We start from the raw sequence: 21,623 nt of genomic DNA, 5'->3' as shown, positions 1-21,623 counted from the left end.
GGGGGCCGCCGCCGTGCGCGGACCGAGCCCGCCTGCCGGGCGGGTCCCGGACGGTTCCCGCCCGGGACCCGTGGTCGCGGGCGCCGCGGTGGTCAGCCGTCGCCGGCCACGGCCCGCCCGATCGTCTCCCGCAGGATCTCGCTGGTGCCCCCGAAGATCGTCAGCAGCCGGGACGCGAGGTAGGCCTGCGCCACCGGGTAGTCGAGGATGTAGCCGTACCCGCCGTGCAGCTGGAGGCACCGGTCCGTCACGGCCTTCGCCCGCTCGCCCGCCCAGTACTTGGCCTTGGACGCGCCGACCACGTCGAGGGCCCCGGCGTTGAACGCGTGCACCGCCCGCTGCACGTAGGCCTCGACGACCTCCACCTCGACCGTGAGCTCCGCGAGCTCGAACCGGGTGTGCTGGAAGTCGAGCACCCGGGAGCCGAAGGCCGTGCGCTCGCCGGTGTACCGGAGGGTGCTCTCGAGGGTCGAGCGCGCGACGGCGCTCGCGGCCACGGCGACCGCCAGCCGCCCCTGGGGCAGCACCTGATGGATCTGCCTCAGCCCGCCGCCCTCGGTGCCGACGAGGTTCTCGGCGGGGACCCGGACGTCCTCGAAGAACACCTCGGCGGTGTCCGAGGCCTTGACCCCCATCTTGTCGAGCTGCTTGCCGGTCTCGTAGCCCGGGGAGTCCGCCTTGTGCACCAGGAACAGGCTGAGGCCGTCCTCCCCGGCGCGCCCGGCCCCTCCGTCCGTGCGTGCCAGGACCAGGGCGGCGTCCCCGCTGATCCCGTTGCCGATGAACGTCTTCTGACCGGTCAGCACCCACTCGTCGCCGTCGCGCACGGCCCGGGTGCGCACCCCGCGCAGGTCGGAGCCCGCGCCCGGCTCGGTCCACGCCACGGAGGTGACGAGCTCCCCCGTGAGCATGCCCGGCAGCCACCGCCGCTTCTGCTCGTCGGTGCCGTGGGCGAGCAGGTGGGGCAGCACCCAGTCGTCGTGCAGGTGCAGCGCGAGGGCCACGCCGAGGGCGCCCTGCCGGACCAGCTCCTCGTCGAGCACGGCGCGGAACCGGTAGTCCGTCAGGCCCATGCCCCCGTACTCCTCGGGCACGGCGAGGCCGAGCAGGCCCGCCTCGCCGGCGGCCGTCCACATGCTGCGGGGCATCAGGTGCTGGGCGTCCCACCCGGCGTAGTGCGGCGCCACCTCGCGGGTCGTGAACTCGCGGGCCACCTCGCGGAACTCCTCGTGCTCCTCCTCGTAGAACGGCCGGTGGAAGGGCCGGTCGGCCGGGGTCTCGGTCACGGGGTGCCTCCTGTGCTGGTGGGGATCGGGTCGAACGCGGTGCGCAGCGCGGCCCAGGTCATCTCCTCGAGGGCGGCCCGGGCGACGTCGAGCCGTCCCGCGTCCTGCGGGGCGCGCAGCCGGTGCGCGGTCCGCAGGGAGTGGGGGGTCGAGTTGATGAGCCCGAAGGCGGCCTGCGCGCGCAGGGTGAGCTCCGCGACGTCGCGCGCGGGGGCGAGCTCGCGCAGGGCGTCCACCCACAGCGTCACGTAGCCGCGCTGCAGGACGCGGACCGCACGGCGGTCCCCCTCGGTGAGGTTCGGCAGCTCCCGGTCCTGCACCACGATCACGGCGGGACGGTGCAGCGCGAACTCCACCTGGAAGCAGATCAGCGCCCGCAGCCGCCGGGCCGGATCGGGGGAGCGGGCCACCACCTCGCGGCCCCGGTCGAGCAGGTCGGAGCTGACCTCGAGCAGGACCGCGCCCAGGACGGCCTGCTTGCTCGGGAAGTGCCGGTAGACGGCGGGTCCGCTGACCCCCGCGGCGGCGCCGATGTCGTCGATCGAGACGCCGGCGTAACCGCGCTCGGCGAAGAGCGTCGCGGCGGCGGCGAGCAGGTCCTGGCGCCGCTGGGCCTTGGCCTGCCCGCGCACGGTGGTGGGCGGGCCGGGGCTGCGCTCGGTCTGGGGCACGGGTCCTGCTCTCGGGTCGGATACCTGGACATTCTAGTGAGGCGCCACTAACCTGAACTTCAAGTTAGTCAAGATTAACCGAAGTGGTGTCCCGGACTGCCGGCCCGGAACGGAGGAGACGGATGCGCGTGCTGAGCACCCAGGCCGACCCGGGCGGCGCGGAGTTCGCCGCCAACGCGACCGCTCAGCAGGGCCTCGCCGAGGAGCTGGCCCGGCGCCTGGAGCGGGCGGCGCAGGGCGGGCCGGAGGCCTCCCGCCAACGGCACGTGGCGCGCGGCAAGCTGCTGCCGCGCGAGCGGGTCGAGCACCTGCTGGACGAGGGCAGCCCGTTCCTGGAGCTCGGCGCCCTGGCCGCGGAGGGGATGTACGACGACGAGTGTCCGGGGGCCGGTGTGATCGCCGGGATCGGCCTGGTCCACGGCCGGCAGGTGATGGTCGTGTGCAACGACGCCACGGTCAAGGGCGGCACCTACTACCCGGTCACGGTCAAGAAGCACCTGCGCGCCCAGGAGATCGCCCTGGAGAACCGGCTGCCCTGCGTCTACCTCGTCGACTCGGGCGGGGCGTACCTGCCGCTGCAGGACGAGGTCTTCCCCGACCGGGAGCACTTCGGGCGGATCTTCTACAACCAGGCCCACCTCTCGGCGGCCGGCATCGCGCAGATCGCGGCCGTGCTCGGCTCCTGCACGGCGGGCGGGGCCTACGTCCCGGCGATGAGCGACGAGACCGTGATCGTCCGCGAGCAGGGCACCATCTTCCTGGGCGGCCCCCCGCTGGTGAAGGCCGCGACCGGCGAGGAGGTCACCGCCGAGGAGCTCGGCGGCGGGGACCTGCACGCCCGGACGTCCGGGGTGGTCGACCACCTCGCGGAGAACGACGTCCACGCCCTGCAGATCGTCCGGGACATCGTGGCGACCCTGCCGCCGCCGGGCCCGCGGGCCTGGCCGGTGGCGGAGGTCGAGGGCCCGGCCGTGGCCGAGGACGAGCTCCCCGGGGTGGTGCCGGTGGACCCCAACTCCGGCTACGACGTGCACGAGGTCATCGCCCGGCTCGTCGACGGCAGCCGCTTCTCCGAGTTCAAGGCCGAGTACGGCACCACGCTGGTCACCGGCTTCGCCCACGTCCACGGCCACCCCGTGGGGATCGTGGCCAACAATGGGGTGCTCTTCGCGGAGTCGGCGATGAAGGGCGCCCACTTCGTCGAGCTGTGCGACCAGCGGGGGATCCCCCTGCTGTTCCTGCAGAACATCACCGGCTTCATGGTGGGCCGCGACTACGAGGCCGGCGGCATCGCCAAGCACGGCGCCAAGATGGTCACCGCCGTGGCCACCACCCGGGTGCCGAAGCTGACCGTGGTGATCGGCGGATCCTTCGGCGCCGGCAACTACTCCATGTGCGGGCGGGCCTACTCCCCGCGGTTCCTGTTCCTCTGGCCCCAGGCGAGGATCTCGGTGATGGGCGGCACCCAGGCCGCCTCGGTGCTGGCCACCGTGAAGGCCGACCAGCTGGCCGCCCGCGGACAGGAGTGGGACCCGGCCGAGCGCGAGGCGTTCATGGCGCCCATCAGGGCCCGGTACGAGGCCCAGGGCAGTCCCTGGTACTCCACCGCCCGGCTGTGGGACGACGGCGTGATCGCCCCCGCCGACACCCGCGAGGTGCTCGGGCTGGCCCTCGAGGTCTGCTCCCGCGCCCCGCTGCCCGAGCCCGCCTTCGGCCTCTTCCGGATGTGATCCCTGTGACCACCAGCACGCCCCCGCGCCGCTTCGACGTCGTCCTCGTGGCCAACCGCGGGGAGATCGCCCGCCGGATCCTGCGCACGCTCAGGGCCCTGGGGATCCGCTCGGTCGCCGTCTACAGCGAGGCCGACCGCGACGCCGTGCACGTGCGCGAGGCCGACGTGGCCGTGTGCGTGGGCCCGGCGGCACCGGCCGAGAGCTACCTGCGCATCGACGCCGTGCTCGGGGCCGCGCGCGCCACCGGCGCGCAGGCGATCCACCCCGGCTACGGTTTCCTGTCCGAGAACGCCGCCTTCGCCCGGGCGTGCGCCGCCGCGGGGATCGTATTCATCGGCCCCGGCGTGGAGGCGCTCGAGACGATGGGCGACAAGATCCGCGCCAAGCGGCACGTGTCCGCCGCCGGGGTGCCCACGGTCGCCGGGGTCTCCGAGCCCGGCCTCGACGACGACGCCCTGGTCGCCGCGGCCGCCGGGATGGACTTTCCCGTCCTGATCAAGCCCTCGGCCGGGGGCGGCGGCAAGGGCATGCACGTGGTGGCCACCCCCGGCGAGCTGCCCGAGACCCTGGCCACGGCCCGGCGGGTGGCCGCGGCCGCGTTCGGGGACGACACCCTGCTCCTCGAGCAGCTCGTCGAGTCCCCCCGGCACATCGAGGTGCAGGTCCTCGCCGACGCCCACGGCGCCGTGGTGCACCTGGGGGAGCGGGAGTGCTCCCTGCAGCGGCGGCACCAGAAGGTCATCGAGGAGGCGCCCTCACCGCTGCTGGACCCCGCCACCCGGGAGAGGATCGGGGAGGCCGCCTGCCAGGTGGCCCGTTCCGTGGGCTACACCGGCGCGGGCACCGTGGAGTTCCTGGTGCCCGCCGCCCAGCCCGAGACCTTCTTCTTCATGGAGATGAACACCCGTCTGCAGGTGGAGCACCCCGTCACCGAGCTGGTCACCGGCGTGGACCTCGTGGCGCAGCAGCTCCGCGTCGCCGCGGGGGAGCCGCTGGGCCTGGCGCAGGAGGACGTGGTGCTCACCGGCCACGCGGTCGAGGCCCGGCTCTACGCCGAGGACCCCGCCCGCGGCTTCCTGCCCACCGCCGGCATCGTGCTGGCGCTGGAGGAGGCCACCGGCCCGGGGATCCGGGTGGACTCCTCCCTGGCGCCGGGACTGATCGTGGGCTCGGACTACGACCCGATGCTCGCCAAGGTCGTCGCCTGGGGCGCCGACCGGGACCAGGCCCTCGACCGGCTCGACCTGGCCCTGGCGCAGACCGTGGTGCTCGGGGTGGGCACCAACACCGAGTACCTGCGCGCCCTGCTGGCCGACCCCGCCGTGCGCGCCGGGGACATGGACACCACCCTCGTCGAGCGGCGCCTGCCCGGGCTGGAGTTCACGGCCCCCGACGAGAGCCACTTCGCCGCCGCGGCCGCCCACCTCGCCCGGCACCACCCCGCCGACCCGCGCCCCGCCGGGGACACGAGCCCCTGGTCCCGGCCGGACGGCTGGCGGGCCGCCGGCCGCGCCCGGCCCGCGGTGGTGCTGGCCCACGGGCTCGAGGAGCCCCGCCGGACCGTCGTGGACCCCGCCGTGCGCCTGACCACGCTGCCGGGCCGTCCGGCCGCGCACCTGCTCGAGACCGGCGGGACGTCGCGGGTGGTCCACGTGGCCGCCGGCGCGGGCGGGGACAGCGTCTGGGTGGGCGAGGACGGCAACGCCCACGAACTCGCCGTCCTGTCCCGGGAGCAGCAGCTCGAGCGCACCCTCGCCGCCCTGGAGCGCACGGCCGGGCCCGCCGTCCCGGAGCTGCACTCGCCCATGCCCGGCACCGTCGTCGCCGTCCCGGCCGCCACCGGGGACCGGGTCGCCGAGGGCCAGACCGTGGTGGTGGTCGAGGCCATGAAGATGGAGCACCGCCTGACCGCGCCCACCGCCGGCACCGTCGAGGTCTCCGTGCGGGCCGGCGAGCAGGTGCGGCTGCACCAGCTGCTCGCCCGCGTGGTCCCCGACGTCGTCCCCGGGACCTCCCGTGACGACGTGCCCGACGACAGCCCGGACGGGACGCCCGGCGACGCCCCGGCAGCACCTGGCGGCCACCCGCCGACCGATCCCCGCCCGACCGACCAGGAGCAGAGCACATGAACTTCGAGCTCGACGAGGAGTACCAGGACCTCTCCGACACCGTCCGCGACTTCGCCGACGAGGTGATCGCCCCGGTCTCCGCGCGGTACGACGCGGCCCACGAGTTCCCCTACGACATCGTGGCGCAGATGGGGGAGATGGGCCTGTTCGGGCTGCCCTTCCCCGAGGCGTACGGGGGGATGGGCGGGGACTACTTCGCCCTGTGCCTGGCGCTGGAGCAGATCGCCCGGGTCGACCAGTCCGTGGCCATCACCCTCGAGGCCGGCGTGTCGCTGGGCGCCATGCCCATCTTCCGCTTCGGCACCGAGGAGCAGAAGCAGCGGTGGCTCCCCGACCTCGCCGCGGGCCGGGCGCTCGCCGGGTTCGGCCTCACCGAGCCGGAGGCCGGCTCGGACGCCGGCGGCACCCGCACCGCCGCGAAACGGGAGGACGGGCAGTGGGTGGTCAACGGCGCCAAGGAGTTCATCACCAACTCCGGCACGGACATCACCCGCCTGGTGAACGTCACCGCGGTCACCGGCACCACGGAGCTGCCGGACGGGCGGGTCCGGAAGGACATCTCGACGATCATCGTCCCGACGGACACCCCCGGCTTCCGCGCCGAGAAGGCCTACGACAAGGTCGGCTGGAACGCCTCGGACACCCACCCGCTGTCCCTCCAAGACGTCCGGGTCCCCGAGGGGAACCTGCTGGGGGAGGAGGGCCGCGGCTACGCCAACTTCCTGTCCATCCTCGACGAGGGCCGCATCGCCATCGCCGCCCTGGCCACGGGCGCGGCCCAGGGCTGCGTCGAGGAGTCCGTGCGCTACGCGCAGGAGCGGCAGTCCTTCGGGCGCCCCATCGGGGAGAACCAGGCCGTCTCCTTCAAGATCGCCCGCATGCAGGCCCGCGCGCACACCGCGCGGCTGGCCTACTACGACGCCGCGTCCCGGATGCTCGCCGGCCGGCCGTTCAAGACGCAGGCCGCGATCGCGAAGCTCGTGGCCGGGGAGGCCGCGATGGACAACGCCCGGGACGCCACCCAGGTCTTCGGCGGCTACGGGTTCATCAACGAGTTCCGGGTGGCCCGCCACTACCGGGACGCCAAGATCCTCGAGGTCGGCGAGGGCACCACCGAGGTGCAGCTCATGCTCATCGCCCGCGAGCTCGGACTGTGAGGAGGCGGCCGTGAGCGAGGAGCGCAGGGTGGTCCGCCAGCGCGGGCTGTGGTTCGAGGAGTTCGAGGTGGGCACGGTCTACGAGCACGCCCCGGGCCGGACCGTCACCGAGGCGGACAACGTGCTGTTCACGACTCTCACCATGAACACCCAGTCCCTGCACCTGGACGCCGCGTGGGCCGGGCGCCAGCCCTTCGGCCGGCGGCTCGTGAACTCCATGTTCACCCTCTCGACCCTCGTGGGGGCGTCCGTGGCCCAGCTGACCCAGGGCACCATCGTGGCGAACCTCGGCTTCGAGGAGGTCGCCTTCCCGCACCCGCTCTTCCACGGGGACACCCTGTACTCGTCCTCCGAGATCCTCGGCGCGCGCCCGTCCTCCTCCCGGCCCGGGCAGGGCATCGTCCGCGTGAAGCACGTGGGCCGCAACCAGGAGGGCGCCGTGGTCGCCGAGTGCACCCGCTCGGTGCTCGTGTGGTCCCGCGACGCCGCTCCGCAGTGACACCCCGCAGCGACACTCCCGCGAAGGAGCCCCGATGACCGACCCGTTCAGCCTCGGCCCGGCCCTGCTGTTCTGCCCGGCCGACCGCCCCGAGCGCTACGCCAAGGCGGCCGCGCGCGCCGACGCCGTGATCCTCGACCTCGAGGACGCCGTGGCCCCGTCCGCCAAGCCCGCCGCCCGGGACGCCCTCGTGGCCACGCCCCTGCACCCGGCCCGCACGATCGTGCGGATCAACGCCGAGGACACCGAGGACTTCGCCCACGACCTCGTCGCCCTGCGGCACACCGGGTACACCACCGTGATGCTGCCCAAGACCGCCTCCGCGGAACGGCTCGCCGTCGCCGCGGAGCTGGGCCTGCACCGCGTCGTCGCGCTGTGCGAGACCGCGGAGGGCGTGGTCAACGCGGCGGAGATCGCCCGGGCCCCCAACGTGGTCGCGCTGATGTGGGGCGCGGAGGACCTCGTGGCCTCGCTCGGCGGCAGCTCGTCCCGGCGCCGGGACGGCGCCTACCGGGACGTGGCCCGCTCCGCCCGCTCCGCCGTCCTGCTCGCGGCGGGCGCCGCCGGCCGGCCCGCGATCGACGCGGTGCACGTCGACATCGCCGACCACGACGGGCTGCGCGAGGAGGCCCTCGACGCCGTGGCCTCCGGCTTCGCGGCCACCGCCTGCATCCACCCCGGACAGGTCGAGACCATCCGCGCCGCCTACCGGCCCGACGCCGAGGAGCTCGAGGCCGCCCGCGAGCTGCTCGACGCCGCCCGCCGCGCCCCCGGCGTCTTCACCTTCCGCGGGCGGATGGTCGACGAGCCCCTGATCCGCCACGCCGAGCGCCTCGTGCGCCGCGCGGACGCCTGAGCACCCCGTCCGCCCGCACGAACCACCCCGTCCCTGTCCCGTCCGGAGGAGACCATGAGCCAGCCCCTGACGATCGTCGTCCCCGTCAAGCACGTCCCGGACGCCGCGGGAGACCGCGTCCTCGCTGGGAGCCCGCCCCTGCTCGACCGCTCGTCCGGGATCCTCTCCGAGCTCGACGAGTACGCGCTCGAGGCCGCGGTGCAGATCGTCGAGACGCACGGCGGCGCGGCGGCTGGGCACCGCGTGCTCGCCCTCACCCTGGGGCCGGCGGGCGCGACGGCCGCGCTCAAGCGCGCCCTCCAGCTGGGCGCCGACGCCGGGTTCCACGTGCTCGACGACGCCCTCGCCGGCTCCGACGCCTGGGTCACCGCACGGGTGCTCGCAGCGGCGGTGCAGTGGATCGCCGCCGGGGAGGGGAGAGCCGTGGACCTCGTGCTCACCGGCATGGCCTCCACCGACGGCGAGACGTCCCTGGTCCCCGGCCAGCTCGCCGAGCGGCTCGGTCTCGCCCACGTCGGCTTCGCGAGCTCCCTGGGGCTGGCCGAGGACGGGACCTCGCTCACGGCCGTCCGGCACACCGAGACCGAAGCCCTGCAGGTCGTCGCGGACCTTCCGGCGCTCGTGGCCGTGACGGACCAGGTCAACACCCCGCGATACCCCACCTTCAAGGCGATCGTGGCGGCCAAGAAGAAGCCCGTGCAGACGTGGTCCGTCGCCGACCTCGGCCTGGACGCCGGCGCCGTGGGCCTCGCCGGCTCGCTCACCGAGGTGCTCGACGCCGTACCGCGCCCGCCCCGGACCGCCGGGGAGGTCCTGGTCGACGAGGGCGAGGGCGGCATCCGCCTCGCCGAGTTCCTCGTGGCCCGGAAGCTCGTCTGAGCGCCCGGCCGCGCCCCGCTGGATCCCCATCGCACGCGCCCGCCCGCCGGGCAGGAGGAGGACGACCATGACCACGACCACGACCGCAGCCCTGGTGGTGCTGGGCGCCACGGACCGGCTGCGCCGCGCCGACCGGGAGCTGCTCGCGCTGGCGGGCACGCTGGGCGAGACGCACGTCGTCGTGCCGGACGTGCCCGCCGACGCCCTGCTCGGCGAGCTGGCCGCCCACGCGGTGGGCACCGTGCACGTCCCGGAGGGCGGGCCCGGCGACCGGCTCACCACGCCGGCGGTCGCGCTCGCGGAGTCCGCCGCCCGGGAGACCGGCGCCGCGGTGGTGCTGCTCGCCGGCACCCCCGAGGCCAAGGACGTCGCCGCGCGCCTGGGGGTGCGGCTCGGGGCCGGGGTGGTCACCGACGTGGTGGCCCTCGACACCGACCTCGTCGCCACCAAGTCCGTCCTCGCCGGGGGATGGACCACCCGGTGCCGGGCCACGAGCCCGGTGCTGATCGTGACCCTCCGCCCCAACTCGGTCGAGATCCCCGCCGGGCCCACAGCGGACGTCACCACTGACGTTCCCGCCGACGACACCGGTGCCGCGCCGGCCGCGGCGCAGCGCCCGCAGGTGCGCACGCACGCGCTCGAGGACACCGTGCCCGCGGCTCGGGTGGTGGGGCGGGCGGAGCTGCCGGCCACCGGGCGCCCGGCGCTGGGCGAGGCGCGCGTGGTCGTGGCCGGCGGCCGCGGCACGGGCGGGGACTTCGGTCCGCTCGAGGACCTCGCGGACGCCCTCGGCGGGGCCATCGGGGCCTCCCGCGCGGCGGTGGACGCCGGGTGGATCGGCCCCGAGGCGCAGGTGGGCCAGACCGGCCGCACCGTCTCCCCGCAGCTCTACGTCTCGTGCGGGATCTCCGGGGCCGTCCAGCAGCGCGCGGGGATGCAGACGGCGGGGACAATCGTGGCCGTGAACAAGGACGAGCAGGCACCGGTCTTCGAGATCGCCGACCTCGGCATCGTGGGCGACCTCCGGAAGGTGCTGCCCCAGGCGGTCGAGCACCTCCGGGCGCTGCGCGGGTAGGCGCTGACGCGGATCGGTCCTGACGCGGGCCGGCCCGTGGAGCCCCGGGGTGCCGGGGAGCTCAGAATCCGGAGGGGTGCCGCGGGGTGTAGGCCTCCTCGAGGCGGCGGGTCTCCTCCTCGGACAGGTCCAGCTCGACGGCGGCCACGGCGTCGTCGACGTGGTGCTCCTTCGTCGCGCCGACGATCGGCGCCGTGACGGCGGGCCTGCCAGCGACCCACGCGAGGGCGACCTGGGCCATCGGCACGTCGCGCTCGCCGGCGACCGCCGCGACCGCGTCCACGATCGCCCGGTTCGCCTCCACGTCCTGGGTGTAGAGGCCCTGGCCGAACGCGTCGGTGCTCTCCCGGGACCCGGAGCCGGCGGAGCCCCACGGCCGCGCCACCCTGCCGCGGGCGAGCGGGCTCCACGGCAGGACTCCCACCCCGGTCGCCCGGCAGAACGGGTGCATCTCCCGTTCCTCCTCGCGCTCGAGCAGGTTGTACTGGTCCTGCATCGAGACGAACGTCGTCCAGCCGTGCAGCTCGGCGACGTGCTGCATCCGGGCGAACTGCCACGCCCACATGCTCGAGGCGCCGAGATAGCGGGCCTTGCCGGCCTTCACGACGTCGTGGAGGGCCTCCATCGTCTCCTCGACGGGGGTCCGCGGGTCGAACCGGTGGATCTGGTACAGGTCGACGTAGTCGGTCCCCAGGCGCTTCAGCGACGCGTCGATCTCGTGCATGATCGCCACCCGGCTCAGGCCGCCGCCGTTGCGGGCGTCCCGCATCCGGCCGTTGACCTTGGTGGCGATCTGGACCTCCTCCCGCGGGGCGATCTCCTTGAGCAGCGTGCCGGTGATCTCCTCACTGGAGCCCAGCGAGTACACGTTCGCCGTGTCGAACGTCGTGATCCCGGCGTCGTGCGCCCGGCGCACGAACGCCCGGGCCTCGTCGAGCCCCACGCTCCACCCGTGCGCTCCCCTGGCCGGGTCCCCGTAGCTCATCATGCCTAGCACCACGGCGCTCACCTCGAGGCCCGAGTTCCCCAGACGGACGGTTCTCATGACGGTTCTCCTTCTCGACGACGGGCGATGACGGGCGAGGACGACGGACGACGACGACGGCGATGTCACGGGCCCGCTCCCGGTCCTGGCAGAACCCTCCCGGCCGGACGGGCCCGTGGGCTCAGCGCACCACGGTCCGGTGGCCGGCGTCCAGCCGCCGGGTCCAGCCTCGGGCGTCGAGGTGCTCGAGCAGCGGGATCGCGACGCGCCGGGAGGTGCCGAGCGCCTGGCGCGCCTGGCTCGTGGTGAAGGGCTGCGGCAGCCGGGCGAGCTCGCGCATCGCCAGGGCGGGGGCGGTGGGGAGCAGCACGACACCGTCCCCCAGGCGGAGCAGCCGGCCGGTGCGCTCGGCCGCCGCGAGCTCACGGGCGCCGAGCCGCAGCGCCGTCAGGTCGTCGGCCTCCGGGCTCCGGAAGGGCTCGGCCCCGAGCCGTCGCTCCAGCTCGAGCACCGCGGTCTCGTGGGCGCCGAGGCCGCGGTGGTGCGGGGACCGGATGTGCCCGCCGTCCTGCTTCAGGCCGGCGCCGCGGACCACGGGGTCGACCAGCGCGGCGTCCGGCAGCGCGAGCAGGTCACGGGCCGCGCCCCGCGAGAGACCCGCGGCCAGGGGGTCACGGGCGTGCAGCTCGTCCACCGCGGTGCGCAGCCGCTGCGTCCAGGACTCGAGCACGGGGGCGTGCACCCACCAGTCGCCGAGCACGCGCACGTCACCGGGCGGGGCCGTGCCCGCGGCGGACAGCAGCCCGAGGCGCCGCAGGTGCTGCGCCTGCACCGCGCCGCGGCGGGCCACCTCCACGCCGACGTCCCCGCGCACGTCCATGCCGGCGAGCCGGGCGGCCCGGCGCGCCCGGTCGCCGCGACGCCCCAGCGCGGGCGGATCGGCGTCGAGGACCTGGGCCCCCCCGAGCACCGAGCGGCTGCCGGGGTCGCGGAGCACCAGACGGTCCCCGAGGACCAGGGGCAGGGGCCGGTCGAGGACCAACCGGGCGTGGTCGTCGTCGAACGGGCTCAGCCGGGCGGGCACCGCCGCGGTGCCGGCGTGGACCACGAGGTGCTCGGCCGTGTCCGTGAGGGCGGGGCCGGTGGCGCGGCGGACGTCGAGGACGCCGGTGAGCGGCCACGTGCCGGGGGTGACCAGGGCGTCGCCGCGGTGCACGTCCGCGGCGGACACTCCGCGCAGGTTGAGCGCCACGCGGGTGTACGGCTCCAGCGCGGTGTGCGGGGTGTTCCGGCTGTGCATGCCGCGGACCACGACCGGCACGGACCCGCCGTGCCCGAGCAGGTGCAGCCGGTCGCCCTGCCGGAGCGTTCCCGCGGTCAGCGTGCCGGTCACCACGGTGCCGGAACCGGTGATCGTGAAGGAGCGGTCCACCCACAGCCGCAGCCGCCCCTCGGCGGGAGCGGGCGCCCGTGCCAGGACGTCGTCGAGGACGGCCCGCAGCTCGGCGAGGCCCGTGCCCTCGAGGGCCGAGACGGTGACCGCGGGCGCGTCGCGCAGACCGGTCCGGGCCAGTTCCGCGCGGACCTGGGCGAGCACCTCGCCGGTGCGCCCGGGCGCCCGGTCGGCGCGGGTGAGCACCACCACGCCGTGCTCGATGCCGAGGGCCGCGACGGCGTCGCGGTGGTCGCCGGACTGGGCCTGCCAGCCCTCGTCGACCGCGACCACGAAGCAGACGACGGGCGCCGGGCCGAGGCCGGCGAGCATGTTGCCGAGGAAGCGCTCGTGGCCCGGGACGTCCACGAAGGCCACGTCGCGCCCGGACGGCAGGGTGGTCCAGGCGTAGCCCAGGTCGATGGTCAGCCCGCGGCGGCGCTCCTCCTCCCACCGGTCGGGCTCCATGCCGGTGAGGGCCCGCACCAGGGTGCTCTTGCCGTGGTCGACGTGCCCGGCCGTGGCGACGACGTGCACGCTCACGGGGTCCCGCCGGGGGTGCCGTCCACCGCGGCGAGGGCGGTCAGCGCCGCCTGCACCGCGGCGTGCAGACGCTCGTCGTCGGTCTCGGGCACGCAGCGCAGGTCGAGCAGGCACGCCCGGTCGTGGACCCGGGGGAGCACGGCGGGGCGGCCGGAGCGCAGCAGCGGGGCCGCCGCCTCGGGCAGCCGCACCGCCCACCCCGGCAGGGGCACGCCGGGTGCGCCGCCGCCGCCCACGCGGCCGTCGTGCGGGACCACCGGTGCGCCGACGGCCGCGCCGAGCCGTTCGGCCCGGTCGCGGAGCCGGTCCGGGTCCGCGTGCAGCGCGCGCACGACCGGGGCGGGGCCCCCGGTGAGCGTGGCCTCCAGCGCGGCGAGCGCGAGCTTGTCGGCGCGGACCGCCCGGGCGAGGGGGTGGGCGGCCAGCCGGGCGACGACGTCCGAGCGGCCGAGCACCAGCCCGGCCTGCGGTCCGCCGAGCAGCTTGTCGCCGCTGGCGATGACGATGTCGGCGCCGTCCTCGAGGGCGGAGGCGGCATCGGGTTCGGACGGCAGGTGCGGGTCGGGGGTCAGCAGCCCGCTGCCGAGGTCGGCCACCAGGGGCACGCCGTGGGCCCGGGCCAGCGGCCGCAGCTCGCCGACCTCGACGCCCGAGGTGAACCCCTCCAGCCGGAAGTTGCTCGGGTGCACCTTGAGGAGGCACCCGGTCTCCGGGCCGATCGCCCCGGCGTAGTCGCGCAGGTGGGTCCGGTTGGTCGTGCCCACCTCGCGCAGCCGGGCGCCGGTGGACTCGATCAGCTCCGGTAGCCGGAAGCCGGCCCCGATCTCGACGAGCTCGCCGCGGCTGATCACGACCTCGCGGCCGGCGGCCAGGGCGGTGGTGGCCAGGACCAGGGCGGCCGCGCCGTTGTTGACGACCAGCGCGTCCTGGGCCGGGGGGCAGGCGGCGAGCAGGGCCGCCCGGGCCGCGGCGCCGCGGCGGGAGCGGGTGCCGGTCCCCAGGTCGAGCTCCACGTCGACGTACCCGCCGGCCGTGACCAGCGCGTCGAGGGCGGCCGCGGACAGCGGGGCGCGGCCGAGGTTGGTGTGCACCACCACGCCGGTGGCGTTGAGCACCGGCGTCAGGCTCGAGGCCGAGCGGGTCTCGAGCGCGGCGAGCACCGCCGGCTCGACCTCGTCGGGGGCGATCTCACCGCGCCGCGCCCGGTCCTGGGTCTCGCGCACCAGCGCGCGGACGACGCCCTCGCTCAGCCGGTCGCGGGCCCGGCGGACGGGCGGCAGGGCCAGGAGCTGGTCGGTGCGCGGGATCAGCCGGCGAGGGTCGTCCGGGGCCACAGTCCCTCCTCGTCGGGCGGCACGCGGTGCGGTGGGCAGTACGGGTGGGCAGTGCGGAGGTTGGCGGAGGCGGACGGGAATCGAACCCGCCAGACCGAGGTGCTCGGTCTCACCGGTTTTGAAGACCGGGGGGCCCACCAGGACCCGGACGCCTCCGGCACCCAACCTAGCACCGCTGTCCCCAGTAGGCTGACGGCATGGAACAGACCCGGACGTCGAAACCGCCCCTGCCCGCGCCCGGAGCGGTCCGGCTGACCGGCTTCGCCCACGGCGGCGGGTGCGCCTGCAAGATCCCTCCGGGCGAGCTCGAGGACGCGGTCCGGGGCCTCACCGGCCAGTCGGGGGCCGACGTGCTGGTCGGTCTCGACGACGGCGACGACGCCGCGGCCGTCCTGGTGCGCGACGGCCTCGCGGTGCTGTCCACCGCCGACTTCTTCACCCCGGTCGTCGACGACGCCTACGACTGGGGCCGGATCGCCGCCGCGAACGCGCTGTCGGACGTCTACGCCATGGGCGGGCGCCCGGTCATGGCGATCAACCTGGTCGGGTGGCCCCGGGACCGGCTACCGATGGAGCTGCTGACCGAGGTGCTCCGCGGCGGACTGGCGGTCGCGTCCGAGGCGGGGTGCCCGGTGATCGGGGGGCACTCCATCGACGACCCGGAACCGAAGTACGGCATGGCCGTGACCGGCGTCGCCGACCCGGACCGGCTGCTGCGCAACGACGCCGCCGCGCCGGGGCTGCCCCTCACCCTCACCAAGCCGATCGGCGTGGGGCTGCTCAACAACCGGCACAAGGCGACCGGCGAGGTGTTCGCCGAGGCGATCGCCACCATGACCATGCTCAACCGGGACGCGGCCGGGGCGGCGCTGGCGGCCGGGGCCCGGGCGGCCACGGACGTCACCGGCTTCGGCCTGCTCGGGCACCTGCACAAGATGTGCCGTGCCTCCGGGGTCGGCGCGGTGCTCGACCGGAGCGCCGTGCCCCTCGTCGAGGGCGCGGCCCAGGCGCTGCGGGACGGCTACGTCTCCGGCGGGACCCGTCGGAACCTCGACTGGGTGCGCCCGCACCTGCAGGCCGCGCCCGGTGTTGGCGAGGACGACCTGCTGCTGCTGGCCGACGCGCAGACCTCGGGCGGCCTGCTGGTCGTCGGCGAGGTGCCCGGGTACCCCGTGGTCGGACACACGGTCGCCGGGTCCGGCATCACGGTGCGCTGAGCCCCGTCCCGGGACGGGGCTCAGCCGACGGTGGTGATCGCGTCGTCGGTGATCCCGGCGGCGCGGCGCGCGGCCAGCCGCGCCTTCTGCGGCTCGATCGTGTAGCGGGGGTCCACGGCCGAGTGGAGACCGGCCTCCATCACGCCGAACCGGGTCAGCGCCGAGGAGGCCAGCAGGGCCAGTCCCGAGACCGCGGCGACGGCCCGGTGCCGTCCGCCCAGCAGCGTGCCGAGACCGCCGGCGACCGCCAGCCGCTCGCTCCACGCCAGCATGGTCCCTGCCTGGCCGTGGTGCAGCGGCTCGGCCGCCACCGGGTCCATCCGGCGCTCCATGAGCTTCGTGGCGACGAGTTCCCCCGCCACCCCCAGCATGGCGAGCCGCCGGGCGGGGCCGGCCTCGCCGACCGACGTCGTGACCATCGCCAGACCGCCGGAGGCGAGGCTCGCCGAGCTCACGAAGACGAACGCCAGGTCCTCGCGGGCGGCGTTCCACGTGGGCGTCGCCGTGTCGGAGAGCAGGGCCGCGGTGTAGGCGGCGAGCGGACCGGCGAAGACCGCGGCCTCGACACCGGCCGGCCCCTCGACGGCGCGCAGCACCCGGCGCAGCGGGCCCAGCGGCAGCCGGGAGCCGGTCATCCGGTCGACCTCGGCCGCGACCGCGGTCCCCATGCCGGCCCCGAACGCGCTGAGGATCCAGGTGCCCATGCTCATCGGCGAGGTCGGCTTGAACGTGCGCAGCATGTGCAGGAAGCGCTCCGGGCGGCCGAGATCCGCGACCAGGGCCGCTCCGCCGAGGCCGAGCGCGGTCACCGAGCCCAGCCGGGCGTTGCGGCGCAGCTCGTCCCGGCCGGTGAGCTGGCCGCCGAGCGCGAGCAGCGCCGAGCCGCCGGCCACGCCGCCGAGGAACAGGTACGCGGCCACCTCGTGGCCCCAGGGCGCCGGCTTGACCACCGGGCGGCCGTAGTAGGAGCCGAACTCCGGCTCCGGGACCATCGGCATCTCCCGGGAGCCGTCGCCGCCACCGCCCTGCCCGGCGCCCCGGCGGCGCGGGCCGTCCCGCCGCCGCCGGCGCGGCGGCTCGGGCGGACGGTAGCTGTCGAACTCGGACAGGCTCACGAACGGCCTCCCGCGAAGGCCAGGACAGTGGCGGCGAGCATGCCTGCCGCAGCCAGGCCGGCCCGCTGGTACATCCGGGGCAGGTCCGCGGTCGGCACCCGCGGGTCGGGGGGAAGGCCGTAGACCTCCGGCTCGTCGAGCAGCAGGAACACCGATCCGGTGCCGCCGACGCCGTCCAGCTCGTTGGCGCCGTAGAGCCTCGCCTCGGTGCGGCCCTGCGCGTGCAGCTCGGCGACCCGGTGTCGGGCCGTCTCGACCATGTCGTCGTGCTCGCCGTACTTGATGGACGTCGTCGGGCACGTCTGCGCGCACGCGGGCGTCTGGTCGTCCACCATGCGGTCGTAGCACAGGGTGCACTTCTGGGCGACGCCCACGTTCTTCACCGTGGGCTTGTCGGGCTTGCCCGGCTGTCCGTCCCGCTCCGTCCGCGGTGCGGCCGTGCCGTCGGTGCGCCGCTCGATCACGCCGAACGGGCAGCCGGCCACGCAGGTGCCGCACCCGTTGCACACGTCGTCCTGCACCACCACGGTGCCGTGCTCGGTGCGGAACAGCGCCCCGGTGGGGCAGACGTCGAGGCACCCGGCGTGCGTGCAGTGCTTGCAGACGTCGGAGGACATCAGCCAGCGGAACTCCGGGGTGTCCGGAGGGGCCGTGTCATCCGACGCCGGCTGCGGGCGCGCCTCGGGCGGGCCGACGCGCGGCATGCCCAGGCTCACGAGCTTGCGCCCGGACTCGCGGGCCTCCTCGATGCGCTCGTTGTCCTGCTCGACGAACGCCACGTGCCGCCAGGTGCTCGCACCCAGGGAACCGGTGTTGTCGTAGGAGGACTCGAGCAGCTGGAGGTCCCCGTCCTGCGGGTTCTGGTTCCACTCCTTGCAGGCCACCTCGCAGGCCTTGCACCCGATGCAGATCGAGGTGTCCGTGAAGAAGCCCTTCCGCGCGTGCTGGTGCTCCCAGTGCGCGTCGGCCGTGGGATCGGTCGGTCCGGCCAGCTGGCCCATCAGTGCTCCCTCGTCGGGTCGGTGGTCTGGTCGGTGGCCGGGTCCGTCGCCGGGTCCGTCGCCGGGACGGCGTCGGGGGCGTCGATCCGGGTGTTGCCGGTCTCCACGGTGGCGCCCGCGCGCTGCTGGTACTCCCCGACCAGGTCGAGCAGTTCGGGACCCCGGGGCCGGCGGCCCGGGCGGATGTGGCAGGAGCCGACCTTGGAGTCCTGGATCTGCACGTTGGGCTCGAGCGTCAGGCCCAGCAGGTCGTTGGCGGAGTCGCCGCTGACCACGGCGTCGTCGCCCACGCCCCAGTGGTACGGGAGCCCGATCTGGTGCACGGTGTGCCCGCCCACCACGAGCGGCGTCATCCGCTCGGTGACGAGCACCCGCGCCTCGATCGCCGCCCGGGGCGAGACGATCGTGGCCCAGCCGTACGGCTCCAGCCCGCACTCGGCGGCGAGCTCGGGGGAGACCTCGCAGAACATCTCCGGCTGCAGCTCCGAGAGGTAGGGCAGCCAGCGGCTCATGCCGCCGGCGGTGTGGTGCTCGGTGAGCCGGTACGTGGTGAACACGTAGGGGTACACGTCCGCCCCCGGCTCCCCGGCGCTCGGGGCGCTGAGGTTGTCCTGGCGGGCGAACAGCACCCGGGAGGGGTTGCGCTGCTGGCGGTACAGGGCGTTGGCGACCGGCGACTCCTGCGGCTCGTAGTGCGTGGGCAGCGGTCCGTCCAGCACGCCCTTGGGCGCGTACAGCCAGCCCTTGCCGTCGGCCTGCATGATGAACGGGTCGTCGCCGGCGAGGGCGGCCGCGCCCCCGGCGTCCGGATCGGGACGGGTGCCCGGGGCGAGGTGCAGCGGGAAGTCGGGCACGTCGTCCCCGACCCACTGGTCCTGCTCCTCGTCCCACCACACGAGCTTCTTGCGCTCGCTCCAGGGTCGGCCCTCCGGATCGGCCGAGGCGCGGTTGTAGAGCAGACGGCGGTTGGCCGGCCACGCCCAGCCCCACTCCAGGGCGGCGGAGTCCTGCTCCTGGCCCGGCTTGCGCAGGGCGGCGCGGTTGACGCCGTCGGCGTAGACCCCGGTGTAGATCCAGCAGCCGCCGGCGGTCGAGCCGTCCGCGCGCATCTCGGTGTACGAGGACAGCGGTCTCCCGGCGTCCGGGCCGGTGAGGTGGCGGCCGTTGATCTCGGCGAGCACCGCCTCGGGGTCCGGCTCGCCGTGCTCGTCGACGGGGTAGTCCCAGGTGAGGTCGAGCAGCGGGCGGTCGCGCTCGTCCTCGGACTCGGCCAGTCGCTCCCGGATCCGCCGGCCCAGGTCGAAGAAGAACTGCAGCTCGCTCTGGCACTCGCCCGGCGGCGCCACGGCCTGGTGGCGCCACTGCAGCAGCCGCTGGGTCTGGGTGAACGTGCCCGACTTCTCCACGTGCGTGGCGGCGGGCAGGAAGAACACCTCGGTCTCGATGTCCTCGGTGCGCAGCTCGCCCGAGGCGATCTCGGGGCCGTCCTTCCACCAGGTCGCCGACTCGATGAGGTTGAGGTCCCGCACCACCAGCCACTTGAGGTGGGACATGGCCATCCGCTGCATCCGGCCGTTGGAGGACCCCACCGCGGGGTTCTGGCCGAGCAGGAAGTACCCCTCCACCTCGTCCTCGAGCATCTTCGTCAGCGTCTGGAAGGTGCCGTGGGCCCCGGTGAGGCGCGGCAGGTAGTCGTAGGCCCAGTCGTTGTCCGCGGTGGCGGCGTCCCCCCACCACGCCTTGAGGAGGCTCGTGGTGTAGGCGTCGGCCTCGGCCCAGTAGCCCTTCTGCTTCTTCGACGCGATCGCGGCCAGGTAGTCGTCGAACGTGTCGTGGGTGCCGGCCAGCGGCATCGGCAGGTAGCCGGGCAGCAGGTTGAACAGCGTCGGGATGTCGGTCGAGCCCTGGATGCTGGCGTGCCCGCGCAGGGCCATGATCCCTCCGCCGGGACGGCCCATGTTGCCCAGCAGCAGCTGCAGGATCGAGGCGGTGCGGATGAACTGCGCGCCCAGGCTGTGCTGGGTCCAGCCCACCGCGTAGGCGAAGCAGGTGGTCCGCTCCCGCCCGGAGTTCTCGGTGATGGAGCGGGCCAGGTACGCGAAGTCCTCGGGGCCGATCCCGCACACCTCCTGCACCATCTCCGGGGTGTAGCGCACGAAGTGCCGCTTGAGGATCTGGAACACCGTCCGGGGGTCCTGCAGGGTGTCGTCGCGCTGCATGCGGGCGTGCTCCATCGGGGCGCCGCCGCTGCCGAGCTGCTGGCCGGCGGCCTCGGCGACCGCCTCTGCCCCTGCCTCGGCCCCGTCCTCGGGGTCGCCCGCGGGCGCGTCCACCTTGCCGTCGCCGTTTCCGGAGCCGTCCTTCTTCTCGTCGTAGGCCCAGGTGGACGTGTCGTAGTGGCCGGTCTCCGGGTCGAACCCGGAGAACAGCCCGTCGAGGTCCTCGGCGTCGCGGTAGTCCTCGTTCACGATCGTGGCCGCGTTGGTGTAGGCGCGGACGTACTCCTCGAACCACAGGTCATGGGTGAGCACGTGGTTGATCAGCGCGCCGAGCAGCACGATGTCGGAGCCGGCCCGGATCGGGACGTGCTTGTCAGCGACGGCCGAGGTGCGGGTGAAGCGCGGGTCGACGTGGATGACCCGGGCGCCGCGGGCCTTGGCCTCCGTCACCCACTGGTAGCCCACGGGGTGGCACTCGGCCATGTTGGAGCCCTGGATGACGATGCAGTCGGCGTTGGCCATGTCCTGCAGGGACTGCGTCGCGCCACCGCGACCGAACGAGGCTCCCAGACCGGGAACCGTGGCGGAGTGTCAAATACGGGCCTGGTTCTCGATCTGGATCGCTCCCGCGGCGGTGAAGAGCTTCTTGATCAGGTAGTTCTCCTCGTTGTCCAGCGTGGCGCCGCCCAGGGCGGCGAAGCCCATCGTGCGGCGCAGCGGACGGCCCTGCTCGTCGGCGTCCTGCCACCCGTTGCGGCGGGCCTCGAGGACGCGGTCGGCCACCATCTCGACGGCGGTGTCGAGGTCCAGGCGCTGCCACTCGGTGGCCCGGGGCGCGCGGTAGAGCACCTCGGTCTGCCGGCCGGGCGCGTTGACGAGCTGCTCGCTGGCCGAGCCCTTGGGGCACAGGCGGCCGCGGGAGATCGGCGAGTCCGGGTCACCCTCGATCTGGACGACCTTCTCGTCCTTGACGTACACCCGCTGGCCGCAGCCGACCGCGCAGTACGGGCACACGCTCTGCACGACCCGGTCCGCGGTGCTCGTGCGCGGGGTCGTGGACCGGGTGCGCTCCGAGGTCACCGCAGGGCCGCGACCGAGCAGGTCGCCCGAACGGATCTGCCGGAGGACCGGCCACTCCAGAGGACTGAATCGTGACATGTCAGGAGCATAGCCCGCCGAGCCGCAGAGTGGCAGGGGCCACACCGGCGGGCGGCGCGTGCGCGGACGCCCGCCGGTGCGCAGGACCTGCTGGCCCGGCGTGGACGCCGCCGTCCGGGAGGGCGGGCCCGGCGCCCAGTAGGCGAACCAGGCGACGAGCGCCAGGACCACGCCGACCACGGTGATCCGGACCCGCACCACGACCTCCTGCAGATCGGTCCGGCCGAGGAGCAGGCCGGCGCAGAGGTGCGTCAGGTAGGGCACGGCCGGGTAGGTGCCGGTCAGCAGCACCGGGGCCAGGGGGGCGCCCGGATCCGCGGGCGCCGGGGACGGC

At 74.9% G+C, this 21,623-nt stretch carries 16 protein-coding genes and 1 tRNA gene; 8 read left to right on the top strand and 9 right to left on the bottom strand.

All coding sequences use genetic code 11. From position 1 onward, the window contains the following. Positions 1-92: 92 nt before the first annotated feature. Both ACYVM4_RS08820 and ACYVM4_RS08815 read right to left on the bottom strand, forming a co-directional pair. Positions 93-1,286, bottom strand: a complete 1,194-nt coding sequence (locus tag ACYVM4_RS08820; protein ID WP_460668282.1) for an acyl-CoA dehydrogenase family protein — start codon at positions 1,284-1,286, stop codon at positions 93-95. Next, the gene (locus tag ACYVM4_RS08815) at positions 1,283-1,957 is read right to left on the bottom strand and encodes a TetR/AcrR family transcriptional regulator (RefSeq protein ID WP_460668281.1); all 675 of its coding nucleotides are present in this window, start codon (positions 1,955-1,957) and stop codon (positions 1,283-1,285) included. Before ACYVM4_RS08815 ends, ACYVM4_RS08820 begins: the two co-directional genes overlap by 4 nt. A gap of 122 nt (positions 1,958-2,079) precedes the next feature. Between ACYVM4_RS08815 and ACYVM4_RS08810 the strand changes: the two genes are divergently transcribed. The 7 genes from ACYVM4_RS08810 (at position 2,080) to ACYVM4_RS08780 (ending at position 10,285) form a co-directional block, all read left to right on the top strand. After that, on the top strand, positions 2,080-3,687 hold the full coding sequence (locus tag ACYVM4_RS08810; RefSeq protein ID WP_460668280.1) for a carboxyl transferase domain-containing protein: 1,608 nt from the start codon (positions 2,080-2,082) through the stop codon (positions 3,685-3,687). After that, the gene (locus ACYVM4_RS08805; protein ID WP_460668279.1) at positions 3,684-5,819 is read left to right on the top strand and encodes an acetyl/propionyl/methylcrotonyl-CoA carboxylase subunit alpha; all 2,136 of its coding nucleotides are present in this window, start codon (positions 3,684-3,686) and stop codon (positions 5,817-5,819) included. Before ACYVM4_RS08810 ends, ACYVM4_RS08805 begins: the two co-directional genes overlap by 4 nt. Beyond that, on the top strand, positions 5,816-6,976 hold the full coding sequence (locus tag ACYVM4_RS08800) for an acyl-CoA dehydrogenase family protein (protein ID WP_460668278.1): 1,161 nt from the start codon (positions 5,816-5,818) through the stop codon (positions 6,974-6,976). Before ACYVM4_RS08805 ends, ACYVM4_RS08800 begins: the two co-directional genes overlap by 4 nt. 10 nt (positions 6,977-6,986) lie before the next feature. Further along, positions 6,987-7,475, top strand: coding sequence for a MaoC family dehydratase (locus ACYVM4_RS08795; RefSeq protein ID WP_368822584.1), 489 nt, complete (start codon positions 6,987-6,989; stop codon positions 7,473-7,475). 34 nt (positions 7,476-7,509) lie between these two features. Then, entirely contained in the window at positions 7,510-8,331 is an 822-nt protein-coding gene (locus ACYVM4_RS08790) for an HpcH/HpaI aldolase/citrate lyase family protein (RefSeq protein WP_460668277.1), read from the top strand. Positions 8,332-8,385: 54 nt separating this feature from the next. Then, entirely contained in the window at positions 8,386-9,210 is an 825-nt protein-coding gene (locus ACYVM4_RS08785) for an electron transfer flavoprotein subunit beta/FixA family protein (protein WP_460668276.1), read from the top strand. 67 nt (positions 9,211-9,277) lie between these two features. Next, positions 9,278-10,285, top strand: a complete 1,008-nt coding sequence (locus tag ACYVM4_RS08780) for an electron transfer flavoprotein subunit alpha/FixB family protein (RefSeq protein ID WP_460668275.1) — start codon at positions 9,278-9,280, stop codon at positions 10,283-10,285. A 61-nt stretch (positions 10,286-10,346) separates the two neighbouring features. On the opposite strand, the gene ACYVM4_RS08775 is transcribed toward ACYVM4_RS08780, so the two are convergent. The 4 genes from ACYVM4_RS08775 to ACYVM4_RS08760 all read right to left on the bottom strand — a co-directional run bounded on the left by ACYVM4_RS08775 (position 10,347) and on the right by ACYVM4_RS08760 (position 14,735). Next, the gene (locus tag ACYVM4_RS08775) at positions 10,347-11,330 is read right to left on the bottom strand and encodes an aldo/keto reductase (RefSeq protein WP_460668274.1); all 984 of its coding nucleotides are present in this window, start codon (positions 11,328-11,330) and stop codon (positions 10,347-10,349) included. Positions 11,331-11,451: 121 nt separating this feature from the next. After that, on the bottom strand, positions 11,452-13,239 hold the full coding sequence (gene selB, locus ACYVM4_RS08770; protein WP_460668291.1) for a selenocysteine-specific translation elongation factor: 1,788 nt from the start codon (positions 13,237-13,239) through the stop codon (positions 11,452-11,454). 2 nt (positions 13,240-13,241) lie between these two features. Then, positions 13,242-14,579, bottom strand: a complete 1,338-nt coding sequence (gene selA / locus ACYVM4_RS08765; RefSeq protein WP_460668273.1) for an L-seryl-tRNA(Sec) selenium transferase — start codon at positions 14,577-14,579, stop codon at positions 13,242-13,244. A gap of 61 nt (positions 14,580-14,640) precedes the next feature. Continuing rightward, positions 14,641-14,735 (bottom strand) — tRNA-Sec (locus tag ACYVM4_RS08760). 41 nt (positions 14,736-14,776) lie between these two features. On the opposite strand from ACYVM4_RS08760, the gene selD reads away from it, so the two are divergent. After that, the gene (gene selD, locus ACYVM4_RS08755) at positions 14,777-15,796 is read left to right on the top strand and encodes a selenide, water dikinase SelD (RefSeq protein ID WP_460668272.1); all 1,020 of its coding nucleotides are present in this window, start codon (positions 14,777-14,779) and stop codon (positions 15,794-15,796) included. Positions 15,797-15,816: 20 nt separating this feature from the next. Here selD and nrfD read toward each other — a convergent pair whose 3' ends face one another. Genes nrfD through fdh form a run of 3 tightly spaced genes read right to left on the bottom strand, consistent with a single transcriptional unit; the run spans position 15,817 to position 21,289 of the window. After that, positions 15,817-16,911 carry an NrfD/PsrC family molybdoenzyme membrane anchor subunit gene (gene nrfD / locus ACYVM4_RS08750; protein ID WP_460668271.1) on the bottom strand — a complete coding sequence of 365 codons (1,095 nt, stop codon included), beginning with the start codon at positions 16,909-16,911 and terminating at the stop codon, positions 15,817-15,819. Beyond that, on the bottom strand, positions 16,908-17,912 hold the full coding sequence (locus ACYVM4_RS08745; protein WP_460668270.1) for a 4Fe-4S dicluster domain-containing protein: 1,005 nt from the start codon (positions 17,910-17,912) through the stop codon (positions 16,908-16,910). Before ACYVM4_RS08745 ends, nrfD begins: the two co-directional genes overlap by 4 nt. Further along, positions 17,912-21,289 carry a formate dehydrogenase gene (gene fdh, locus ACYVM4_RS08740; protein WP_460668290.1) on the bottom strand — a complete coding sequence of 1,126 codons (3,378 nt, stop codon included), beginning with the start codon at positions 21,287-21,289 and terminating at the stop codon, positions 17,912-17,914. Before fdh ends, ACYVM4_RS08745 begins: the two co-directional genes overlap by 1 nt. Between the last annotated feature and the right edge of the window lie 334 nt (positions 21,290-21,623).

The sequence above is a fragment of the Kocuria himachalensis genome, assembly GCF_054784195.1.
Note: the sequence above shows the minus strand (reverse complement) of the source record. Positions and strands in the feature narration are given on the sequence as shown.